The organism is Arthrobacter sp. LAR12-1-1.1, from assembly GCF_040676555.1.
Classification (GTDB): domain Bacteria; phylum Actinomycetota; class Actinomycetes; order Actinomycetales; family Micrococcaceae; genus Arthrobacter.
This window is the reverse complement of record NZ_JBEGIG010000012.1, coordinates 586,487-602,019: the sequence shown is the minus strand read 5'-3', so window position 1 is coordinate 602,019 and position 15,533 is coordinate 586,487. Positions and strand designations below refer to the sequence as shown.

At 67.8% G+C, this 15,533-nt stretch carries 13 protein-coding genes; 3 read left to right on the top strand and 10 right to left on the bottom strand.

Features of this window, described 5'->3' with window-relative positions; all coding sequences use genetic code 11:
• Positions 1–10 precede the first annotated feature (10 nt).
• Together MRBLAR12_RS10845 and MRBLAR12_RS10840 are read right to left on the bottom strand one after the other, a co-directional pair.
• Positions 11–1,336, bottom strand: a complete 1,326-nt coding sequence (locus MRBLAR12_RS10845; protein ID WP_364745853.1) for an AAA family ATPase — start codon at positions 1,334–1,336, stop codon at positions 11–13.
• A complete protein-coding gene (locus tag MRBLAR12_RS10840; RefSeq protein ID WP_229993162.1) occupies positions 1,333–1,977 on the bottom strand; it encodes a hypothetical protein in 645 nt (214 codons plus the stop codon). Before MRBLAR12_RS10840 ends, MRBLAR12_RS10845 begins: the two co-directional genes overlap by 4 nt.
• Before the next feature lie 152 nt (positions 1,978–2,129).
• On the opposite strand from MRBLAR12_RS10840, the gene MRBLAR12_RS10835 reads away from it, so the two are divergent.
• On the top strand, positions 2,130–2,351 hold the full coding sequence (locus tag MRBLAR12_RS10835; RefSeq protein ID WP_229993163.1) for a helix-turn-helix domain-containing protein: 222 nt from the start codon (positions 2,130–2,132) through the stop codon (positions 2,349–2,351).
• A 14-nt stretch (positions 2,352–2,365) separates the two neighbouring features.
• On the opposite strand, the gene MRBLAR12_RS10830 is transcribed toward MRBLAR12_RS10835, so the two are convergent.
• Positions 2,366–2,935: a hypothetical protein gene (locus tag MRBLAR12_RS10830; protein ID WP_364745850.1), complete on the bottom strand. Its 570-nt coding sequence runs from the start codon at positions 2,933–2,935 to the stop codon at positions 2,366–2,368.
• Positions 2,936–3,134: 199 nt separating this feature from the next.
• Between MRBLAR12_RS10830 and MRBLAR12_RS10825 the strand changes: the two genes are divergently transcribed.
• Together MRBLAR12_RS10825 and MRBLAR12_RS10820 are read left to right on the top strand one after the other, a co-directional pair.
• A complete protein-coding gene (locus MRBLAR12_RS10825) occupies positions 3,135–3,944 on the top strand; it encodes a LysM peptidoglycan-binding domain-containing protein (RefSeq protein WP_364745847.1) in 810 nt (269 codons plus the stop codon).
• 158 nt (positions 3,945–4,102) lie between these two features.
• Positions 4,103–4,585 (top strand): Rv3235 family protein, encoded by a 483-nt coding sequence (locus MRBLAR12_RS10820; protein ID WP_364745845.1) that lies wholly within the window; start codon positions 4,103–4,105, stop codon positions 4,583–4,585.
• Between the two features lie 132 nt (positions 4,586–4,717).
• Here MRBLAR12_RS10820 and secA read toward each other — a convergent pair whose 3' ends face one another.
• The 7 genes from secA to mtrA all read right to left on the bottom strand — a co-directional run bounded on the left by secA (position 4,718) and on the right by mtrA (position 15,362).
• A complete protein-coding gene (secA, locus tag MRBLAR12_RS10815) occupies positions 4,718–7,456 on the bottom strand; it encodes a preprotein translocase subunit SecA (RefSeq protein ID WP_229993167.1) in 2,739 nt (912 codons plus the stop codon).
• Between the two features lie 103 nt (positions 7,457–7,559).
• Positions 7,560–8,777: a winged helix-turn-helix domain-containing protein gene (locus tag MRBLAR12_RS10810; RefSeq protein WP_364745840.1), complete on the bottom strand. Its 1,218-nt coding sequence runs from the start codon at positions 8,775–8,777 to the stop codon at positions 7,560–7,562.
• A gap of 33 nt (positions 8,778–8,810) precedes the next feature.
• Positions 8,811–9,536 (bottom strand): ribosome hibernation-promoting factor, HPF/YfiA family, encoded by a 726-nt coding sequence (gene hpf / locus MRBLAR12_RS10805; RefSeq protein WP_229993169.1) that lies wholly within the window; start codon positions 9,534–9,536, stop codon positions 8,811–8,813.
• Positions 9,537–9,691: 155 nt separating this feature from the next.
• The gene (locus tag MRBLAR12_RS10800) at positions 9,692–10,672 is read right to left on the bottom strand and encodes a ComF family protein (RefSeq protein ID WP_229993170.1); all 981 of its coding nucleotides are present in this window, start codon (positions 10,670–10,672) and stop codon (positions 9,692–9,694) included.
• A 217-nt stretch (positions 10,673–10,889) separates the two neighbouring features.
• A complete protein-coding gene (locus MRBLAR12_RS10795) occupies positions 10,890–12,608 on the bottom strand; it encodes an LpqB family beta-propeller domain-containing protein (RefSeq protein ID WP_229993171.1) in 1,719 nt (572 codons plus the stop codon).
• Complete coding sequence (gene mtrB, locus MRBLAR12_RS10790; protein ID WP_364745836.1) at positions 12,605–14,491, bottom strand: MtrAB system histidine kinase MtrB; 1,887 nt, start codon at positions 14,489–14,491, stop codon at positions 12,605–12,607. Before mtrB ends, MRBLAR12_RS10795 begins: the two co-directional genes overlap by 4 nt.
• Before the next feature lie 196 nt (positions 14,492–14,687).
• On the bottom strand, positions 14,688–15,362 hold the full coding sequence (mtrA, locus tag MRBLAR12_RS10785; RefSeq protein ID WP_090583650.1) for an MtrAB system response regulator MtrA: 675 nt from the start codon (positions 15,360–15,362) through the stop codon (positions 14,688–14,690).
• Positions 15,363–15,533: the final 171 nt, after the last annotated feature.

The following is a 15,533-nucleotide window of genomic DNA, read 5'->3' as shown; positions in this document are numbered from 1 at the left end:
TATGTTGACCCTAACCCTTTGCCCGGCGCTCTGCTGTGGAAGAAAAGACAAAGGATTTCTTGTTTCGCTGGGCAGGTGCACAAACCAATCCGGCGATCGCACGCCGCAACTCAGATTCGGGGGCGGATTCAAGCAAAAGTGCCCCGGACAGCAGGGCGGCGTCGCTCGCTGCGGGGTCGGACGGCAGGAACGCCGACAACGGCGCCGAGGGGCCGTACCGCTCCCACGCGGCCCGGAGCTGGCGTTCGGGCGACCGCCCGACGGCGGAGGACCTGACTTTGTTCATGACCACCTGGGGCGCTGCCTGCGGGACGGCCGCCTGGAGCTCGGCCAGACCGCGGACCAGCCTCGGCACGCCAATGGAATCGGCCGCCCCGACGGCAAAGACCGTGTCGGCCAGCTCCAGGCTCCTCAAGGTCGCGGCGTTGCGGCGCGGCGCCCCGCCTTCAAAGCCCAGCTCGTCATCGGCCTCCAGGCAGAACCCGGTGTCCACCACGGTGACTTCTGCGATCTCCCGGGCCCGCTCCAGCACCAGCGTGAGCGCCGCGGGGCGCAGTTCCGTCCAGCGGTCCGCCCGCGTGATCCCGGTGAGCACACGAAACGTCCCGGCCTTGGTCGCCACCGTCGTGGCGATCCTGAGCAGGGCGTCGGCGTCGAGCAGTCCCTGGTCTGCCAGCCGGCAGGCCTGGGCCAGCCCGGCAGCCTCATCGAGCAGACCCAGGAGGGCGGCCACGCTGGCACCGTAACTGTCGGCGTCGACCAGCAGCACCGATTGCCCGTCCGCGGCCAGCTCCCCCGCCATGTTGGCGGCCACCAGGGTCCGGCCCGGCGCGCCAGCCGGACCCCAGACCGCGATGATCCGGCCCTTCGCGGCAGTGCCTGGGGCGGTTGGGTGCGCCCCGGAAGACCGCGGCACCTGCCCGGCGGCCGTCACGGCGACGGCGGAAGCATCGTCGGTCCCAGCGAGCCCGGGCCGGAGTCCGGTGCCACTGAGCTGCGCCACCGCTGCGGAAATCCGCGCCGCAAGGGCCGCGGCATCAACAGCGCGGGCTTCCGCCGCCACGCCAATGGTCCGCAGGCGGGCCGTTTCCTCCGGATTATCAGTGAGGGCGATGACGACGACGCCGACGGCGGACAGCCGGTCCACCAGCGAGGCCGTCAGTTCTTCGCTGCCCGCCGCGACGACAGCGGCGCGGGCCAGCCCGCTCTGGCAGGCGGCCAGCAGTTCCGCCAGTTCGGTGCACCGCCGGACAACGGACACGGGTCCGTGCAGACGCTCCAGGCCGCCCACCAGGTCATCGCGGGAGTCCCCCACCGTCACCACGGGAATGCTCATCGCGCGGTACCGCCCGGGTTCCACACGACCGCGATCTTTGCCTTGTTGGCCTGGGCTCCCAGCAGCTTCGGCATCTGGGCGTCCGGGACCAGCACCATGACCACCATCGACCGGGAGGACCCCAGAGCAGTGCTGCCCGAGGTGATCTGGGCAATTTCGGCGCCGGAGAGGAGCAGCGTGGGCTCGCTGAAGCCGTTGCGGGTATCCGGCAGGGCCACCCAGACGTCCACGCGGGAGCCCGCCACGGCCTGCGCGGGAAGATTTTCCTCAACCGTGACCGCGACGGGCTTGCGGTCCAGCCCGTCGAGCCGGCCTGTGCTCTCGCGCGGCAGCAGCTGGTCCTTGCCGATCCGCTGTACGGCCACGAGGCCGGCATCCAGACCTGACTCCGGGGTCAGGTAGTGCCGTTCCACCTCGCCGAGCCGTACTTTGACCCGGTGCAGCTTGTCGACGGTCAGCGTCTCGCCGACGGCGATCGGCTCCCGCGCCGCGTACGCTTCGGTGGTCTGGTCCGCGGCACCGACCAGCGAGACCACACCCACCACGGATGCCAGGACCAGCAGGATTCCGACGAGGAGCCGGGGGTCTTTCCAGGACGGCTTCTTCAAACGGGCCCCTTCGGCTGCCGCGCTTCCACTCATGCGTCCGCTCCCCCTGTCGTCGCCGCCCGTTCCCTCGATGCCGGGCACCCCCATTGTTGCGCCCGGGCGGCCCGCGCGGAAGATCCAGGGCCAAACAGCCGCAAACTGTGGATAACCGCACCAGTAGGCATCAACGGTGGCAAAATGGACTCATGCCCCGATTCCTGACTCTCGCTGACGTTGCCGAGCAGCTCCAGATCAACTCTCCGGCTGCCTACGCGCTCGTTCGCAGCGGCCAGCTCAAGGCAATCCAGGTGGGCGGCCGCGGCCAGTGGCGTGTCGAGGAGAAGATGCTTGAGCAGTACATCCAGGAACGCTACGCCGAGGCCAGCCGCATGATCGAAGAGGCCAGGTCGAAGTCTGCCGGAAATTGAACTCGGCGTTCTGACTATCGGCCCGCGGCGCTGACGGATCTGATGCCCGCCAGGGCGCGAAATGGAATGGCCACCACCTGCCGGTCGGTCGCCGGAGGCCGGTCCCCGCCCTCCCGCGTCACGGCCAGATCCAGGAAATCCCGGCCAACTGTGTCAATGACGCCGTGGAGCGCGGCCTCTGCCCGGCCGGGAGAGACAAATATTGCCACCCGCGTCCGGTTCCTGGCGAGTCCCCGGAGTGCGCTGCCCAAACCGAGCCGCCGGCGGACGGCTGACGGTTCGGAGACCGCCATCCGCGAAAGGCCCACATACTGCGCGGCAGCGGCATAGGGAATCAGCACCTGGTGTTGGGGCTCATCAAGGACCAGGGCTTCGCTGCCCGCGTGGCTCAGCACCCCCTCGAACGCCGCCCCTGAGGACACGTGCACGCGGATACTGAGCCCGAGGGATCCGCGGAGCCGGTCCGCGAGCTCCACGCCCGCAGAGTCCACCAGTGCGCGCTCCGCTACTTCTGCCTCAAAATCCAGCCGCTGGCGCGCCGCCAGCTGCGCCTCCATGTCGTCAAACAGGGCGTCCCACCGCATGGCGCCAGCGTAGGCGCGCCTCTCGCACCGGTCAATCCACAGGCACCGTGAATCAACGGGCTCCAGTCATCCACAGGCACCGAACTGCATCTAGACAAACCGGTTCCTCCAGGCCCAGACTTCAATCAACAGCCTTAAAAGTCCTCAAATGACATCAAACAGCATCAAACAATATTCGGATCGAGTGAGGGAAGCAGCCATGGACCGGACAGCAGCACCGCAGACCCGGACCCAGAGGCTGCCCTTGCCCGCCCCCAGGCAGACGGTTCGGGCCGACGCGGCCATGGCCACTGCCATCCTGCTGCTGGGGATCTTCCTCACGACTGCCGGCGGCTTCCTCGTCCAGCGCTGGCAGTCAGGCTCGGCACGCCGGCAGTCACTTTCCTTCGAGGACCAGCTGGGGATCGTGGCAAATACCGCCGGACTAATCGTCATCACCTGGTGGGTGATGACGCTCGCCATCGCCGCCGCAGCTGCGCTGCTTGACCGTCTCGGCCGGACCCGTGCAGCGGCCGTCACAGGCCGGTTCAGCCCGGCCTTCATGCGACGGCTTCTTCTCGCCGCCGTCGGCCTGCAGTTGCTGACCGCGCCGCTGGCCACCGCGGCGACTGTCTCCGACGGGCCCGGGCCGGGCCTGCCTGGCCAGGCAGCGGTGTCGGCATCGTGGACGCCGCCACCCGGGTGGGCCGCGGCGCCGGGGCCGCACGATCCGGCCGCCGGTTCCGCGGTAGATCCGCGGTGGAAGCCAGTGAGTCCGGCCGTGGATGCCGGCCCCCTGGCCGCGCGCCAGGTACGCTCGCCGGACACACCCGGCGCCCGCAGGGAGGTCACGGTCCGGTCCGGTGATTCGCTGTGGAGCATCGCCGCGGCCGCGCTGGGGCCGTTCGCTTCCGACGCCGACATCGCAAGAGAGTGGCCCCGGCTTTATGCGGGCAACCGCGACACCATCGGAGCCAACCCGCACTTTCTGCGTCCCGGACAGGTCCTCGTCCTGCCGCCGCCAAACTAGGGACGCGCCGCACTGCGGCCGTGGCCGGAACCACAGCCAAGGCCGCAGCCAGAACGAAAACCAGGGCCCGACGGAATTTCAGGAGCGGGAAGTTCAGGAGCAGGAAGTTCAGCCAGCACCAGCATCGCCAGCCATCAGCCATCAGCAAAGGAACCGTCATGAATGCAGTCACCGGGATCCGCTCAGTCGCGGCGACCACAGCCCCGCACGCCCCCGCCCTCCGGGTTGTGTCCGGCACGGCGGCGCCGGCCGTGCGCGCCGCCCCGGCCCCGCCGCCCCTGTGCGTTGTTGACGAGGCACGCGAGATTTGCGCGATTTCCCGCAGCACCGTGCAGGCGGCCATCGAAGTGCTGGCCGGAACGCGGCCCGCACAGCAGCTCTCCCGCCGCCTGGACCCGCGCTGCCTGGCGGCCCTGCAGCACCGCGCCGCACTGACCCGCCGGGTGGCCTCCGGCAGCTCGCCCACGGCCGGCCGGCTGCACCGCAACCCGTCTGTCCGGTCCGTCCGGGCCTGCCGCGTTTCGGATGACGTCTACGAGGCCAGCGCGGTCGTGGTCGAGGAATCACGGGTCCGCGCGGTGGCGCTGAGGCTGGAGCGCGGCACGGCGGCCTGGCGTGTCACCGTGCTGGAGATCGGCTGAACGGCGGGGACGCAGGCAGAAGCCGGCAGAAGCGGTCAAAAAAACCGGGCCCCGGCCTGTCAGGGAAAGGAGGCACAAAACACGGGAGGACCGGAGCGGTGGCTCCGGTCCTCCCCCATGTTGGCGTCGTGCCTAGCGCCGCTTCTTCTTTGCCGTGCGGCGGCCGATGTCCTGCGCCGCGGCCTTGGCCGGGTTTCCGGAGCGTCCGGTGCCCTTCGCCTCGATCCGGGTCTGGGCGGCACCGTCTTCGCCAGGGGCGGTGTACTGCAGCTGCGCGGGCTTCTCGGGGGCCTCGAGTCCGGCGGCATGGATCTGCGGCTCGTGGTGTTCGGTGTGCTGGCCCTCGGCATCGGCCACCACAACGTCCTCGGCCGGCGTCACTTCGACGTCGAGGTTGAACAGGAAGCCGACGCTCTCCTCGCGGATGGCCTCCATCATGGCCTGGAACATGATGAAGCCCTCGCGCTGGTACTCCACCAGGGGGTCGCGCTGGGCCATGGCGCGCAGCCCGATGCCCTCCTTGAGGTAGTCCATCTCATAGAGGTGTTCCTGCCACTTCCGCCCGATGACGGACAGGACCACCCGGCGCTCCAGTTCGCGCATGCTCTCGGAGCCGATCGCCTGCTCCCTGGCCTGGTAAACCAGGCGGGCATCGGAGAGGATCTCTTCCCGGAGGAAGTCGACCGTGACGCGGGACTTGCCGCCGGCCTCGTCAATGACGTCGCGCGGGGTGAAGCTCACGGGGTACAGGGTCTTGAGATTGGACCACAGGAGGTTGAAGTCCCAGTCATCGCCGGTGCCCTCGGCCGTGGCCTCGTCGATGAAGGCGTTGATGGTGTCTTCGAGGAAGTACTGGACCTTCTCGTGGAGGTCATCGCCTTCGAGGATGCGCCGCCGGTCACCGTAGATTGCCTCGCGCTGGCGGTTCAGGACGTCGTCGTACTTCAGGACGTTCTTGCGCTGTTCGGCGTTGCGGCCTTCCACCTGCCCCTGGGCCGAGGCGATGGCGCGCGAGACGAGCTTGGATTCGAGGGCGACGTCGTCCGGCACCGAGCTGTTCATGAGCCGTTCTGCCGCGCCGGAGTTGAACAGGCGCATCAGGTCATCGGTCAGCGAGAGGTAGAACCGGGACTCGCCTGGGTCGCCCTGGCGTCCGGAGCGGCCGCGGAGCTGGTTGTCGATGCGGCGGGACTCGTGGCGTTCGGTGCCGAGCACGTAGAGTCCGCCCAGGTTCAGGACTTCCTCGTGCTCGTCCTTGACGGCCTGCTTGGCAGATTCGAACGCCTCGGGCCAGGCGGCCTCGTATTCCTCGGAGTTATCCTCCGGGTCCAGGCCCCGCTTGGCCAGTTCGGCGACGGCGGTGAACTCGGCGTTGCCGCCGAGCATGATGTCGGTACCGCGGCCGGCCATGTTGGTCGCGACCGTGACGGCGCCCTTGCGGCCGGCCTGGGCCACGATGGACGCTTCCCGGGCATGGTTCTTGGCGTTCAGGACCTCGTGCCGGACGCCTTCCTTGGCCAGCAGACGGGAGAGGTATTCGCTCTTCTCGACGCTGGTGGTGCCGACGAGGACCGGCTGGCCCTTTTCGTGGCGTTCGGTGATGTCCTTGACGACGGCGTCGAACTTGACCGTCTCGTTCTTGTAGACGAGGTCGGCCTGGTCGATCCGGGTCATGTCGCGGTTGGTGGGGATGGCAACGACGCCGAGCTTGTAGGTGCTCATGAACTCGGCAGCCTCGGTCTCGGCCGTGCCGGTCATGCCGGCGAGCTTGTCGTACATGCGGAAGTAGTTCTGCAGCGTGACCGTGGCGAGCGTCTGGTTCTCGGCCTTGATCTCGACGCCTTCCTTGGCTTCGATGGCCTGGTGCATGCCCTCGTTGTAGCGGCGGCCGGCGAGGATGCGGCCGGTGTGCTCATCGACGATCAGCACCTCGCCGTCGAGGATGACGTAGTCCTTGTCGCGCTTGAACAGTTCCTTGGCCTTGATGGCGTTGTTCAGGAAGCCGATCAGCGGGGTGTTGGCGGACTCGTAGAGGTTGTGGATGCCGAGGTAGTCCTCGACCTTTTCAATGCCGGCCTCGAGGACACCGACGGTGCGCTTCTTCTCATCGACCTCGTAGTCGGTCTCGGCGTGCAGGCGCGTGACCACCTTGGCGAATTCGCTGTACCAGCGGTTGGTGTCCCCCTGGGCCGGGCCGGAGATGATGAGCGGGGTGCGGGCCTCGTCGATGAGGATCGAGTCCACTTCGTCGACGACGGCGAAGTGGTGGCCGCGCTGGACGAGCTCGGACTTGTCCCACGCCATGTTGTCGCGCAGGTAGTCGAAGCCGAATTCGTTGTTGGTGCCGTAGGTGATGTCCGCGGCGTACTGTTCGCGGCGCACCGCGGGATCCTGGTTGGACAGGATGCAGCCGCTGGTCAGGCCGAGGAAGCGGTAGACACGGCCCATGAGGTCGGACTGGTATTCGGCGAGGTAGTCGTTCACGGTGATGACGTGGACGCCGTTGCCGGCGAGGGCGTTGAGGTAGGCCGGAGCGGTGGCCACCAGGGTCTTGCCTTCACCGGTCTTCATTTCGGCGATGTTGCCCAGGTGCAGGGCGGCGCCGCCCATGAGCTGGACATCGAAGTGGCGCATGCCAAGGGTACGGGATGAAGCTTCGCGGACAGCCGCGAAGGCTTCGGGCAGCAGATCGTCCAGCTTCTCGCCGGCCTGGTGGCGTTCGCGCAGGCGGTCAGTTTCTTCACGGAGCTCGGCATCCGTGAAGGTCTGGAAGGAGCTCTCCAGGGCATTTATGGAATCGGCATAGTTCCGCAGTTGCCGCAGGGTTCTTTTGTCACCTGTGCGGAGAAGTTTTTCGATAAGTGATGCCACGTGAAGTTGCTCCCAGTCTCAAGCTGCCGAATTCTGGCGTGTTTAGTCTACGGGAGAGACGCAGGGCCGGTGGCGCCTGTTCCCTCACAGCGGATAGTGCGATTTACCGGGCAGCGACGGCTTCGGCGAGCGCCGGCGCGAGGTTCCCCGTTGGCGAGACAACTACCCCGTCCAGTCCCAGCCACTCTGCCATGAGCTGCAGTTCCGCGGCGAGTTCGACGGCGGTGTCCGCCGGCGCGCCGGCTTCCGCATGGGCGGTCCTTACCAGGAGCAGGCCGCCGGCCCGGTCCGCTTTGAGGTCCACCCGGGCGACGATCGCGTCGCGGAGCAGGAACGGCAAAACGTAGTAGCCGTACTTCCGCTTCGGCTCGGGCGTGTAGATCTCGATCCGGTAGTGGAACCCGAACAGCTCCTCGAGCCGCCGGCGTTCGAACACCAGGGAGTCGAAGGGGCTCAGGAGCGCCCGGCCGGTGGCTGAGCGCGGAAGCTTCGCCTCCGCGTGGCGGTACAGGGGCCGGTCCCAGCCGGCCACTGCGACCGGTTCCAGCCTGCCGCTGTCCACGAGGTTCCGCACTGCCACGGCGGCTGCCTTCTGCGGGGTCCGGAAATAGTCCGCGAAGCACCGCACGGTCCCAATACCGTGGGCCCGGGCCGCGGCGTCGATCAGCCGGTCCATCGCGGCAGCCGCGTCCGGTTCTGGCGCCGCCGCTTCCACGCCCGGGCCGGGGAGCAGCCTGGCGGTGAGGGTGTAGCGCCGTTCGAAGGATTCGGTCCGGGAGGAGGCGGAGACCACGCCCTCTTCGAAGAGATGTTCCAGCACCCTTTTGACGGCGTTCCAGTTCCAGCCCCAGTTCTCCCGCTGCTGATCCTCCACGTGGCCGAGCCGGGCTGTGAGTTCGGCGGCGGTCATCGGTTTCCCGGCGGCCAGGGTTTCCAGCACCTTGGCCGCCACCCCGTTGCGCAGTTCGGGGTCCATGCTGTGCGCGCCCACCCATTTGCGGTTCTGCCACTGCACGAGGTCGTGGAAGTGGTCCGGCCGGATGAAGCAGGCTTCGTGGGCCCAGTACTCCATCATCCGGGGCGGGTGGGTCCCCGCCATCCGCGCCAGGATCGCTCGGTCGTAGTTGCCGAGCCGCGAGAAGAAGGGCAGGAAGTGGCTGCGGGACACCACATTGACGGAGTCGATCTGGACCAGGTGCAGCCGGGCAAAGGTACGGCCCACCGCCCGTGCGCTCACGGGTCCGGCGGGCCGTTCCTTCTCCAATCCCTGGGCTGCCAATGCGATCCGCCGTGCCTGTGCCAGGCTCAGCGATGCTTGCACGTTAGTCCCTTCGTCGGAAAAGTCTGCACCAGCTTATGCGCTGGCGGGCTCATCCTCTGAACGGTAGGCCAGGATTTTCTCTTCCAGACTCGAATGTCCGGGCTCGCACGTCTGGTCAAGGGAGATGACCCCGTAGGTCCAGCCGTCACGGCGATACACGACCGACGGCGCCTTGGTCTCCTTGTCCACGAAAAGGTAGAAGTCGTGACCCACAAGTTCCATGTTGTCGACGGCGTCATCGAGGGTGAGTTGGGCCGCGGCGAACACTTTCCTGCGGATCAGCACGGGCGAATCGCCGGCCGGAATATCGTTTTCGACATCGTACGGCGACTTCTCTGCCGCCGGCGCCTGGGCCTGAAGCTGTTGCGCCGCCTCCACGTAGAGCGGTTCGCTGGGGCTCGCCGGCTCCAGGGCTGCCGTGGCCTCGGTGACGGACTTCGGCGTGTGCCGGCCGTGGTGGACCTTTCTGCGGTCCCTGGCCCTGCGCAGGCGTTCAAGAAGCTTGTTGTAAGCGAGATCGAACGCAGCGAACTTGTCGGCGGCACTCGCTTCTGCGCGGATTACTGGGCCGCGCCCCAGAACTGTCAACTCAACCGTGAGCGATTCGGCGGTCTGGCGGGCTTTGGTCTCTTTGGTGACCTTCGCGTCTACCCTCTGGACCTTGTCTCCCAACGACGCGATCTTTGAGATCTTGTCGTCGGCATATTCGCGGAACCGGTCTGAGACCGTCAAGTTGCGTCCGCTGATCATGAACTCCATGGTGCCCTCCAAATGACTTCGGTGACACGACGGCGGTACTTCCCGGGGCCGATCTGACTGACAGTCGAGCCCCTTTCCGAGCCGCTATCGACAGGTACATCTGTTCTTGGTACCCATCTTCGACGTTAGTTCATAGACACCTGTTATTCATCCTTTTACGGTTTATTTTTTTGCGTCCCGCCGTTCCCCTGCGCCACCGCGGGGCTGGCGGCGCCGACGTCGGCGGTGGCCGGCGGGCGTGTCGCGGCCACCACGACGGCGCCGCTGACAATGGCCCCTGCGGCCCGAAGCGCACGGGCCGCCTCCGCCAAGGTGGCACCGGTGGTCAGCACGTCATCGACGATGATGCAGGAACGTCCCACGACTCGGGCAGGCCATGGGCCGGACCTGGTCCGCATGGATCCGCGTACGCGCCGGGCGCGGGCACCCCGGCCCAGTCCTTTCTGTCCGCCGGACAGGTAGCCGTCCGCTTTCCGGCCGGCCCGCAACCAGTCCAACAGTGGCAAGGCGGGGGGCATCCGGCTCCGCGCGGGCGGCATGGTTTTCCGAAGCGCGTCCGCGACGGTGAATCCTGGGATTGCATGGCCGCGGACCAGCCGACGGAGCAGGAGGTGGACGGGACTGAATCCCCGCTTGCGGAATGCGGCGGTGCTCGTGGGCACGGGGACGAGGACGAGTCCCTGCGCCGGCCCGGCCGCGGCATGGAGCGCCCGCGCCAGGCCCCGGGCCAGCTCGGCGCCCAGCCGGGCCTGCCCGTGGCTTTTGAAGGACAGCAGGCACTGCGCCAGCTCGGCCCGGTACGCCCCGGCCGCCACCACGGGCAGCAGCACGGACCCGTCCATATCCATCAGGGCCGGAGCCTGGGCCTCTGCCCGGAAAGGCCTCAGCGTCAGCAGGCGGAGCTTCCGGGAGCACGCGCCGCAGAGTGCCAAGTCCTCCGCCCCGCAGCAGGCGCAGTCCACTGGAAGGGCCAGGGCGAGCACCTCCGCCGCTGCCTCGGCCGTCAGGTCGCACAGCCTCGCCAGCGGCCGCGCGTAGCTGCCGCGGTGTCGCGCCGCTGTCGGTGCGGGCGGGGCAAGGTCCGGGTCCGCGGCCGGCCGCCCCTGGCCGGCGCCCTGGCCCGTGTGGCTGTTCATCCTTCGATCCTGGACCGTGGGCGCCCCCGGTTATAGCCCCGCGGCCCGCTATGTGGACAACACGCCGTCCGGCGCCCTCACCGGCCCTGGCGGGTAGCCGCCCACCAATAGCGGCCCACGGATAGCGGCCCAGCGCCGCGGCCCGAAGGCGCTGGCTCGGAAGGCGCCGCCGCCCGAAGGCGCTGGGTCAGAAGGCGCTGGCTCAGAAGGCGCTGGGTCAGCCGGGGAAGGACGGGTCGATAGGGCCCTTGAGCTGCGGTGACCAGCCGTTGCCCAGCCGCTGGAAGATCCCCTCGGCGGACTGGCCGTAGAGCTCGGATGTCCCGTTGCCTGCGCTGAGGGCCGTCAGTCCGGGCCACGGTGCCAGCTGCTGCGGCTGCGCCGAGGTCAGGGACAACAGTTCCGGCGAGACGGCATCGCTGCCGGAAGCCTTCATGACCGCGACCGTGGTGTCATCCACCCAGACCCCTTGATCCGGATCCCGGGGAGTCAGGAGAGTCAGGGGCGTGGTCAGATCCCTCGGGGTGCCGTCCGCGTTCCGGATGATCCCGGTGATCTGGACCTTGCTCTTGCCGTTCTGCTCCGAAATGACCAGTGCACGCGTACCGTCCCGGGAAATCCGAAACTCCTTGACGGTCCGGCCGGCGAGCCATCCCGGCGACAGGGTCACGGTGGGCACGCTGGCGTTCTCCGCCACACCGACCGGCCGGTAGGCCACTACCTCGGTGGCGCCGGCAGCACCCGGCCCGGCGGTCCAGACCCAGTCGTAGCGGCCGAACGAAGGCCGGGACAGCGTAGCCCGCGTGGACAGTGCCCTGGCGGGCTGGCCCGGAACGATCGAGTACATCGTGGTGCGGGCGGCGTTGAGGAACGCGGCGGCCTGGGACTCGGTCGACTCCGCCGGGGCCCGTGGTGACAGTGCCGCGACGGACTGGATGTCCGGCAGCGGTGAGAGCCTGTTGTTCTCGTACCGGACCAGGTCATTGTTGCTGACGGCGATCTGGTAAGCGGGGACGCTTTCGTCCCGGACCGGAGGCAGGACCGTGCCGTTGTCCTCGACGCGCACCAGGTCCTGATTGGCACGGAGCTCAACATTGACGACATCCGGCTGGCTGCGGAACGTCAGGGCCAGCTGTGTCTGCATCCGCAGCCGGTCCTCGTTGGAGGCCTCCACCAGGTCCTTGGCGGTGAGATCCACTTGGGCGGCACCGGACACGACGGGCACAGACTCACGGGCCAGCTTGATGCCCGAGGGGAACGCGCTGACGACGGCGCCCTTGAGATAGGGGGCGGGGCCGCCCAGGAGGGCGCTCGTCATCGCCTTGACGGTCTTCTTCCGGATGAACCACCGGACATCGGGTACGGCGTACGTGAATGTGGGGTCGTAGAAGTAGATCGGGTAGGCACCGTAGATGACCTTGAAGGTCTCTTCCGGAATGGCCGTGCCGTCCGGGAGATCGGAGATTCGCCACTCGCCGTCCACCTGGGTCAGGGTGACGGGGATGTTTTCGGTAGTGCCCTCGGGAAGCTGCGTGGCCACGCCGTCGGCGTCCACCGAATAGGCGACGTCGAGCTGGTAGTTGAAGACGTTTTCGACGCCGGTGGCCACCACAGCGGCCTTCCGGAAAACGAGCGCCCGCTGGTCCGGCTTCCACGCCACCGATGAAGCCTGCGTGAGGTACTGCCGGGCCACGGCGTAGTCGTCCTCGTAACCGCTGCCGGCGAGGTAGAAGTCCTCGATCACTGCTTCGGGTCCGGCGCCGGGACGGGGCGCGGCCGGGAAGAAGACCGGGGCGTTGGGGTTTCCCGCACTCTCGTCCGTGCTCTTGCCGACCGGCCCCGAGCGCGGAATCTGGGCGCACGAGGTCAACAGGAGCAGGAGGAGAGCCAGCAGCGCAGCTCCCACGCGGGTGAACTTGCCCGAAACCCCGTTCATGCCCTGCCCTCCATCCCGGTTTCCCGGGGGCCGGCCGAGCCGCCGTCCGGGGTTGCCCCGCCGACGGCGCCGCCGCCGCCGTCGCCAGAAAAGTCGCCACTAAATCCCCCAGTGAACCCGTCAGCCATGGTCCCGCGGGCCGCGGCCCCTCGTGTCCCGGCCCCTGGTGTCCCGGCCGGGGTCTCCGCGGCCCGTTGCGGGTCCAGCAAGACCATGGTCCGCTGGCGGCCTGTCTCCGGGAGCCCGACGTTGACGGGTTCGAGGTGGAGCGGGGACCTGGTGATCGGCTCATGCCGGCGCAGCGGAAGGGTCAGGCGGAAGTTCGACCCGTGGCCCTTGCTCCCCCAGGCCTGCAGCCAGCCGTCGTGGAGCTTGGTGTCCTCGGCGGCGATGGACAGCCCCAGCCCGCTGCCGCCGGTGGTGCGGGCACGGGCGGGATCGGCGCGCCAGAAGCGGTCGAAGACGCGGGCCGCCTCAGCCGGTGTCATGCCGATTCCGTGATCCCGTACGGCCACGGCCACTGCTGTGTCGCTTGCGGCCACCGAGATGTTCACCGGGCGGCCCTCGCCGTGTTCGAGGGCGTTCAGGATCAGGTTGCGGAGGATTCGGTCGATCCTGCGGTCGTCCATGTCGACAATGACGCTCCCGGCCGGGGCGTTGAGGGTAACGGCGGAGCCGTATTCGGCGGCGACGGGTGCCACTCCCTCAATGACGTGCGCGACGAGCTGCACAATGTCCGTGGGTTCGGCGTCGAGGGTGGCTGCGCCGGCGTCGAAGCGGGAGATTTCCAGCAGGTCCGCCAGGAGCGACTGGAAGCGTTCCACCTGGTTGTAGAGCAGCTCCGCGGACCGCTTGTTGATGGGGTCGAAGTCCTCGCGGGCGTCATAGAGGACTTCCGCGGCCATGCGCACGGTGGTGAGCGGCGTGCGGAGCTCGTGGGAGACATCGGAGACGAACCGCTGCTGCATTTGCGAGAGCGTGGCCAGCTGCGTGATTTGTTCCTGAAGGCTTGCGGCCATGTGGTTGAACGAGGCACCAAGCCGGGCGACCTCGTCCTCGCCCTTGACCACCATGCGCTCCTGCAGCTGTCCGGCCGCGAGCTTCTCGGAGACGACGGCAGCGTGGCTGACCGGGCTGACCACGTTGCGGGTGACATACCAGGCGACGCCGCCGATCATGAGCACCAGCACGGCACCGCCGGCCAGCAGGACGTTCTGGATCTCGTCCAGCGTCTTCTGCGCCGTGTTGAGGTCATAGATGAGGTAGAGCTCGTAGACGGTGCCGTTGAAGGTCACCTTGTTGCCGACGGCGATGCCGGGCCGGTCTTCGGTCCCCACGGGGAACTGCGTGGACGCCCAGTACTGGTCCTTGCCCGAGTTCTGCACGGCCTTGCGCAGGTCCGGGGGGATGACGCCGATGGTGAGTTGGTCCGAGGCCCGGGATTCAACCCAACGGTTGCGCGGCTTGGTCTGCTCCGGCATTGCCTCGAAGACGTAGCGCCTCTGGATCACGGATCCGCGGCCTTCGACCGCGTTCAGGGTGTCATAGACCAGGGTGATGACGCTGGACTGGTCCGTGACCTGGGCGCCGTCGAACGTGTCCTGGACCTGCTTGACGTTGTAGCGCGTCTCGGATTCGGCCTGGGCGAGCCGTTCCTGGAACAGGTTGTTGGCGATCTGGTTGGACAGGTACGCGCCCACTACCGCGAATGAACCAATGGCCAGCATCAGCGTGGTCAGGACGGTGCGGAACTGCAGCGAACGCCGCCACTTCCGCTGCACGGCCCGGAGCAGGTACCTGATACCGGGCAAGAGACGCTGCATCGCGGTACGGACCAACCGCGCGACCCTGACGCCAACGATCCTCGCGCGTTTTGCCCACAACCGGGTCCGGAAGGCGAGTCCGCGCCGAAGTCCCGGCCCGCTGCCGGCAGGCGGCGTTCCGTGCCCGGGTGGGGTGGACGGCCCTGCGGTTGACGACGCGGATGACTTTGCGGATGATGCCGCGGATGGCTCTGCCGTCGTCGTGTCCGGCGCTGTGTCCGTGTCTATGGCCTGCCGGACACCGCGGTCCGCAGGCTCAGGAACCTGCTTTATAGCCGACACCACGGACCGTCAATACAACTTCGGGAGCTTCGGGGTCACGTTCGATCTTCGACCTCAGCCGCTGGACATGGACGTTGACCAGCCGGGTGTCTGCGGCGTGCCGGTAGCCCCAGACCTGCTCCAGGAGCAGCTCACGGGTGAACACCTGCCACGGCTTGCGGGCCAGGGCGACGAGGAGGTCGAACTCCAGCGGGGTCAAGGAAATCCGGTCATTGCCGCGGCTGACCAGGTGGCCGGCGACGTCGATCGTAACGTCGGCGATCCGCAGGGTTTCCGGAGCCTTCTGGTCACCCGGACGGAGCCGGGCCCGGACCCGGGCGACAAGCTCGGCGGGTTTGAACGGCTTGGGCACGTAATCATCGGCCCCGGACTCGAGGCCGCGGACCACATCCGAGGTATCCGCCTTGGCGGTCAGCATCACGATCGGGACGTCAGACTCGGCACGGACCTGCCGGCAAACCTCAATGCCGTCCATTCCCGGAAGCATGAGGTCGAGCAGGACGAGGTCCGGCTTGGAGGCGCGGAACACGTCCAGCGCCTGTCCGCCGTCCGCGCAGAAGACGGGTTCAAAGCCGTCATTGCGCAGCACAATACCGATCATCTCGGCGAGCGCCTCGTCATCATCCACTACCAGAATGCGTGCCTTCATAGTTATATATTCCCCCATTGAATTGGCTTTGTCGTATCGGGCGGCCCACCGGCATGGCGCAGGCGGGCCTGCCACCGACGCCGGACCCCGCCGATGCACGGGACGCGGTGACAATCGCCGCGTTGTCCTGCATGCTGTGGACAGGCCAAGTGAACCGGCCCGGACCGCAGG

Bases quoted from the DNA above. Each gene is read 5' to 3' on its own strand.
- MRBLAR12_RS10845 (WP_364745853.1), bottom strand. From the start codon at position 1,336: ATGAGCATTCCCGTGGTGACGGTGGGGGACTCCCGCGATGACCTGGTG.
- MRBLAR12_RS10840 (WP_229993162.1), bottom strand. From the start codon at position 1,977: ATGAGTGGAAGCGCGGCAGCCGAAGGGGCCCGTTTGAAGAAGCCGTCC.
- MRBLAR12_RS10835 (WP_229993163.1), top strand. From the start codon at position 2,130: ATGCCCCGATTCCTGACTCTCGCTGACGTTGCCGAGCAGCTCCAGATC.
- MRBLAR12_RS10830 (WP_364745850.1), bottom strand. From the start codon at position 2,935: ATGCGGTGGGACGCCCTGTTTGACGACATGGAGGCGCAGCTGGCGGCG.
- MRBLAR12_RS10825 (WP_364745847.1), top strand. From the start codon at position 3,135: ATGGACCGGACAGCAGCACCGCAGACCCGGACCCAGAGGCTGCCCTTG.
- MRBLAR12_RS10820 (WP_364745845.1), top strand. From the start codon at position 4,103: ATGAATGCAGTCACCGGGATCCGCTCAGTCGCGGCGACCACAGCCCCG.
- hpf (WP_229993169.1), bottom strand. From the start codon at position 9,536: ATGGAGTTCATGATCAGCGGACGCAACTTGACGGTCTCAGACCGGTTC.
- MRBLAR12_RS10800 (WP_229993170.1), bottom strand. From the start codon at position 10,672: ATGAACAGCCACACGGGCCAGGGCGCCGGCCAGGGGCGGCCGGCCGCG.
- MRBLAR12_RS10795 (WP_229993171.1), bottom strand. From the start codon at position 12,608: ATGAACGGGGTTTCGGGCAAGTTCACCCGCGTGGGAGCTGCGCTGCTG.
- mtrA (WP_090583650.1), bottom strand. From the start codon at position 15,362: ATGAAGGCACGCATTCTGGTAGTGGATGATGACGAGGCGCTCGCCGAG.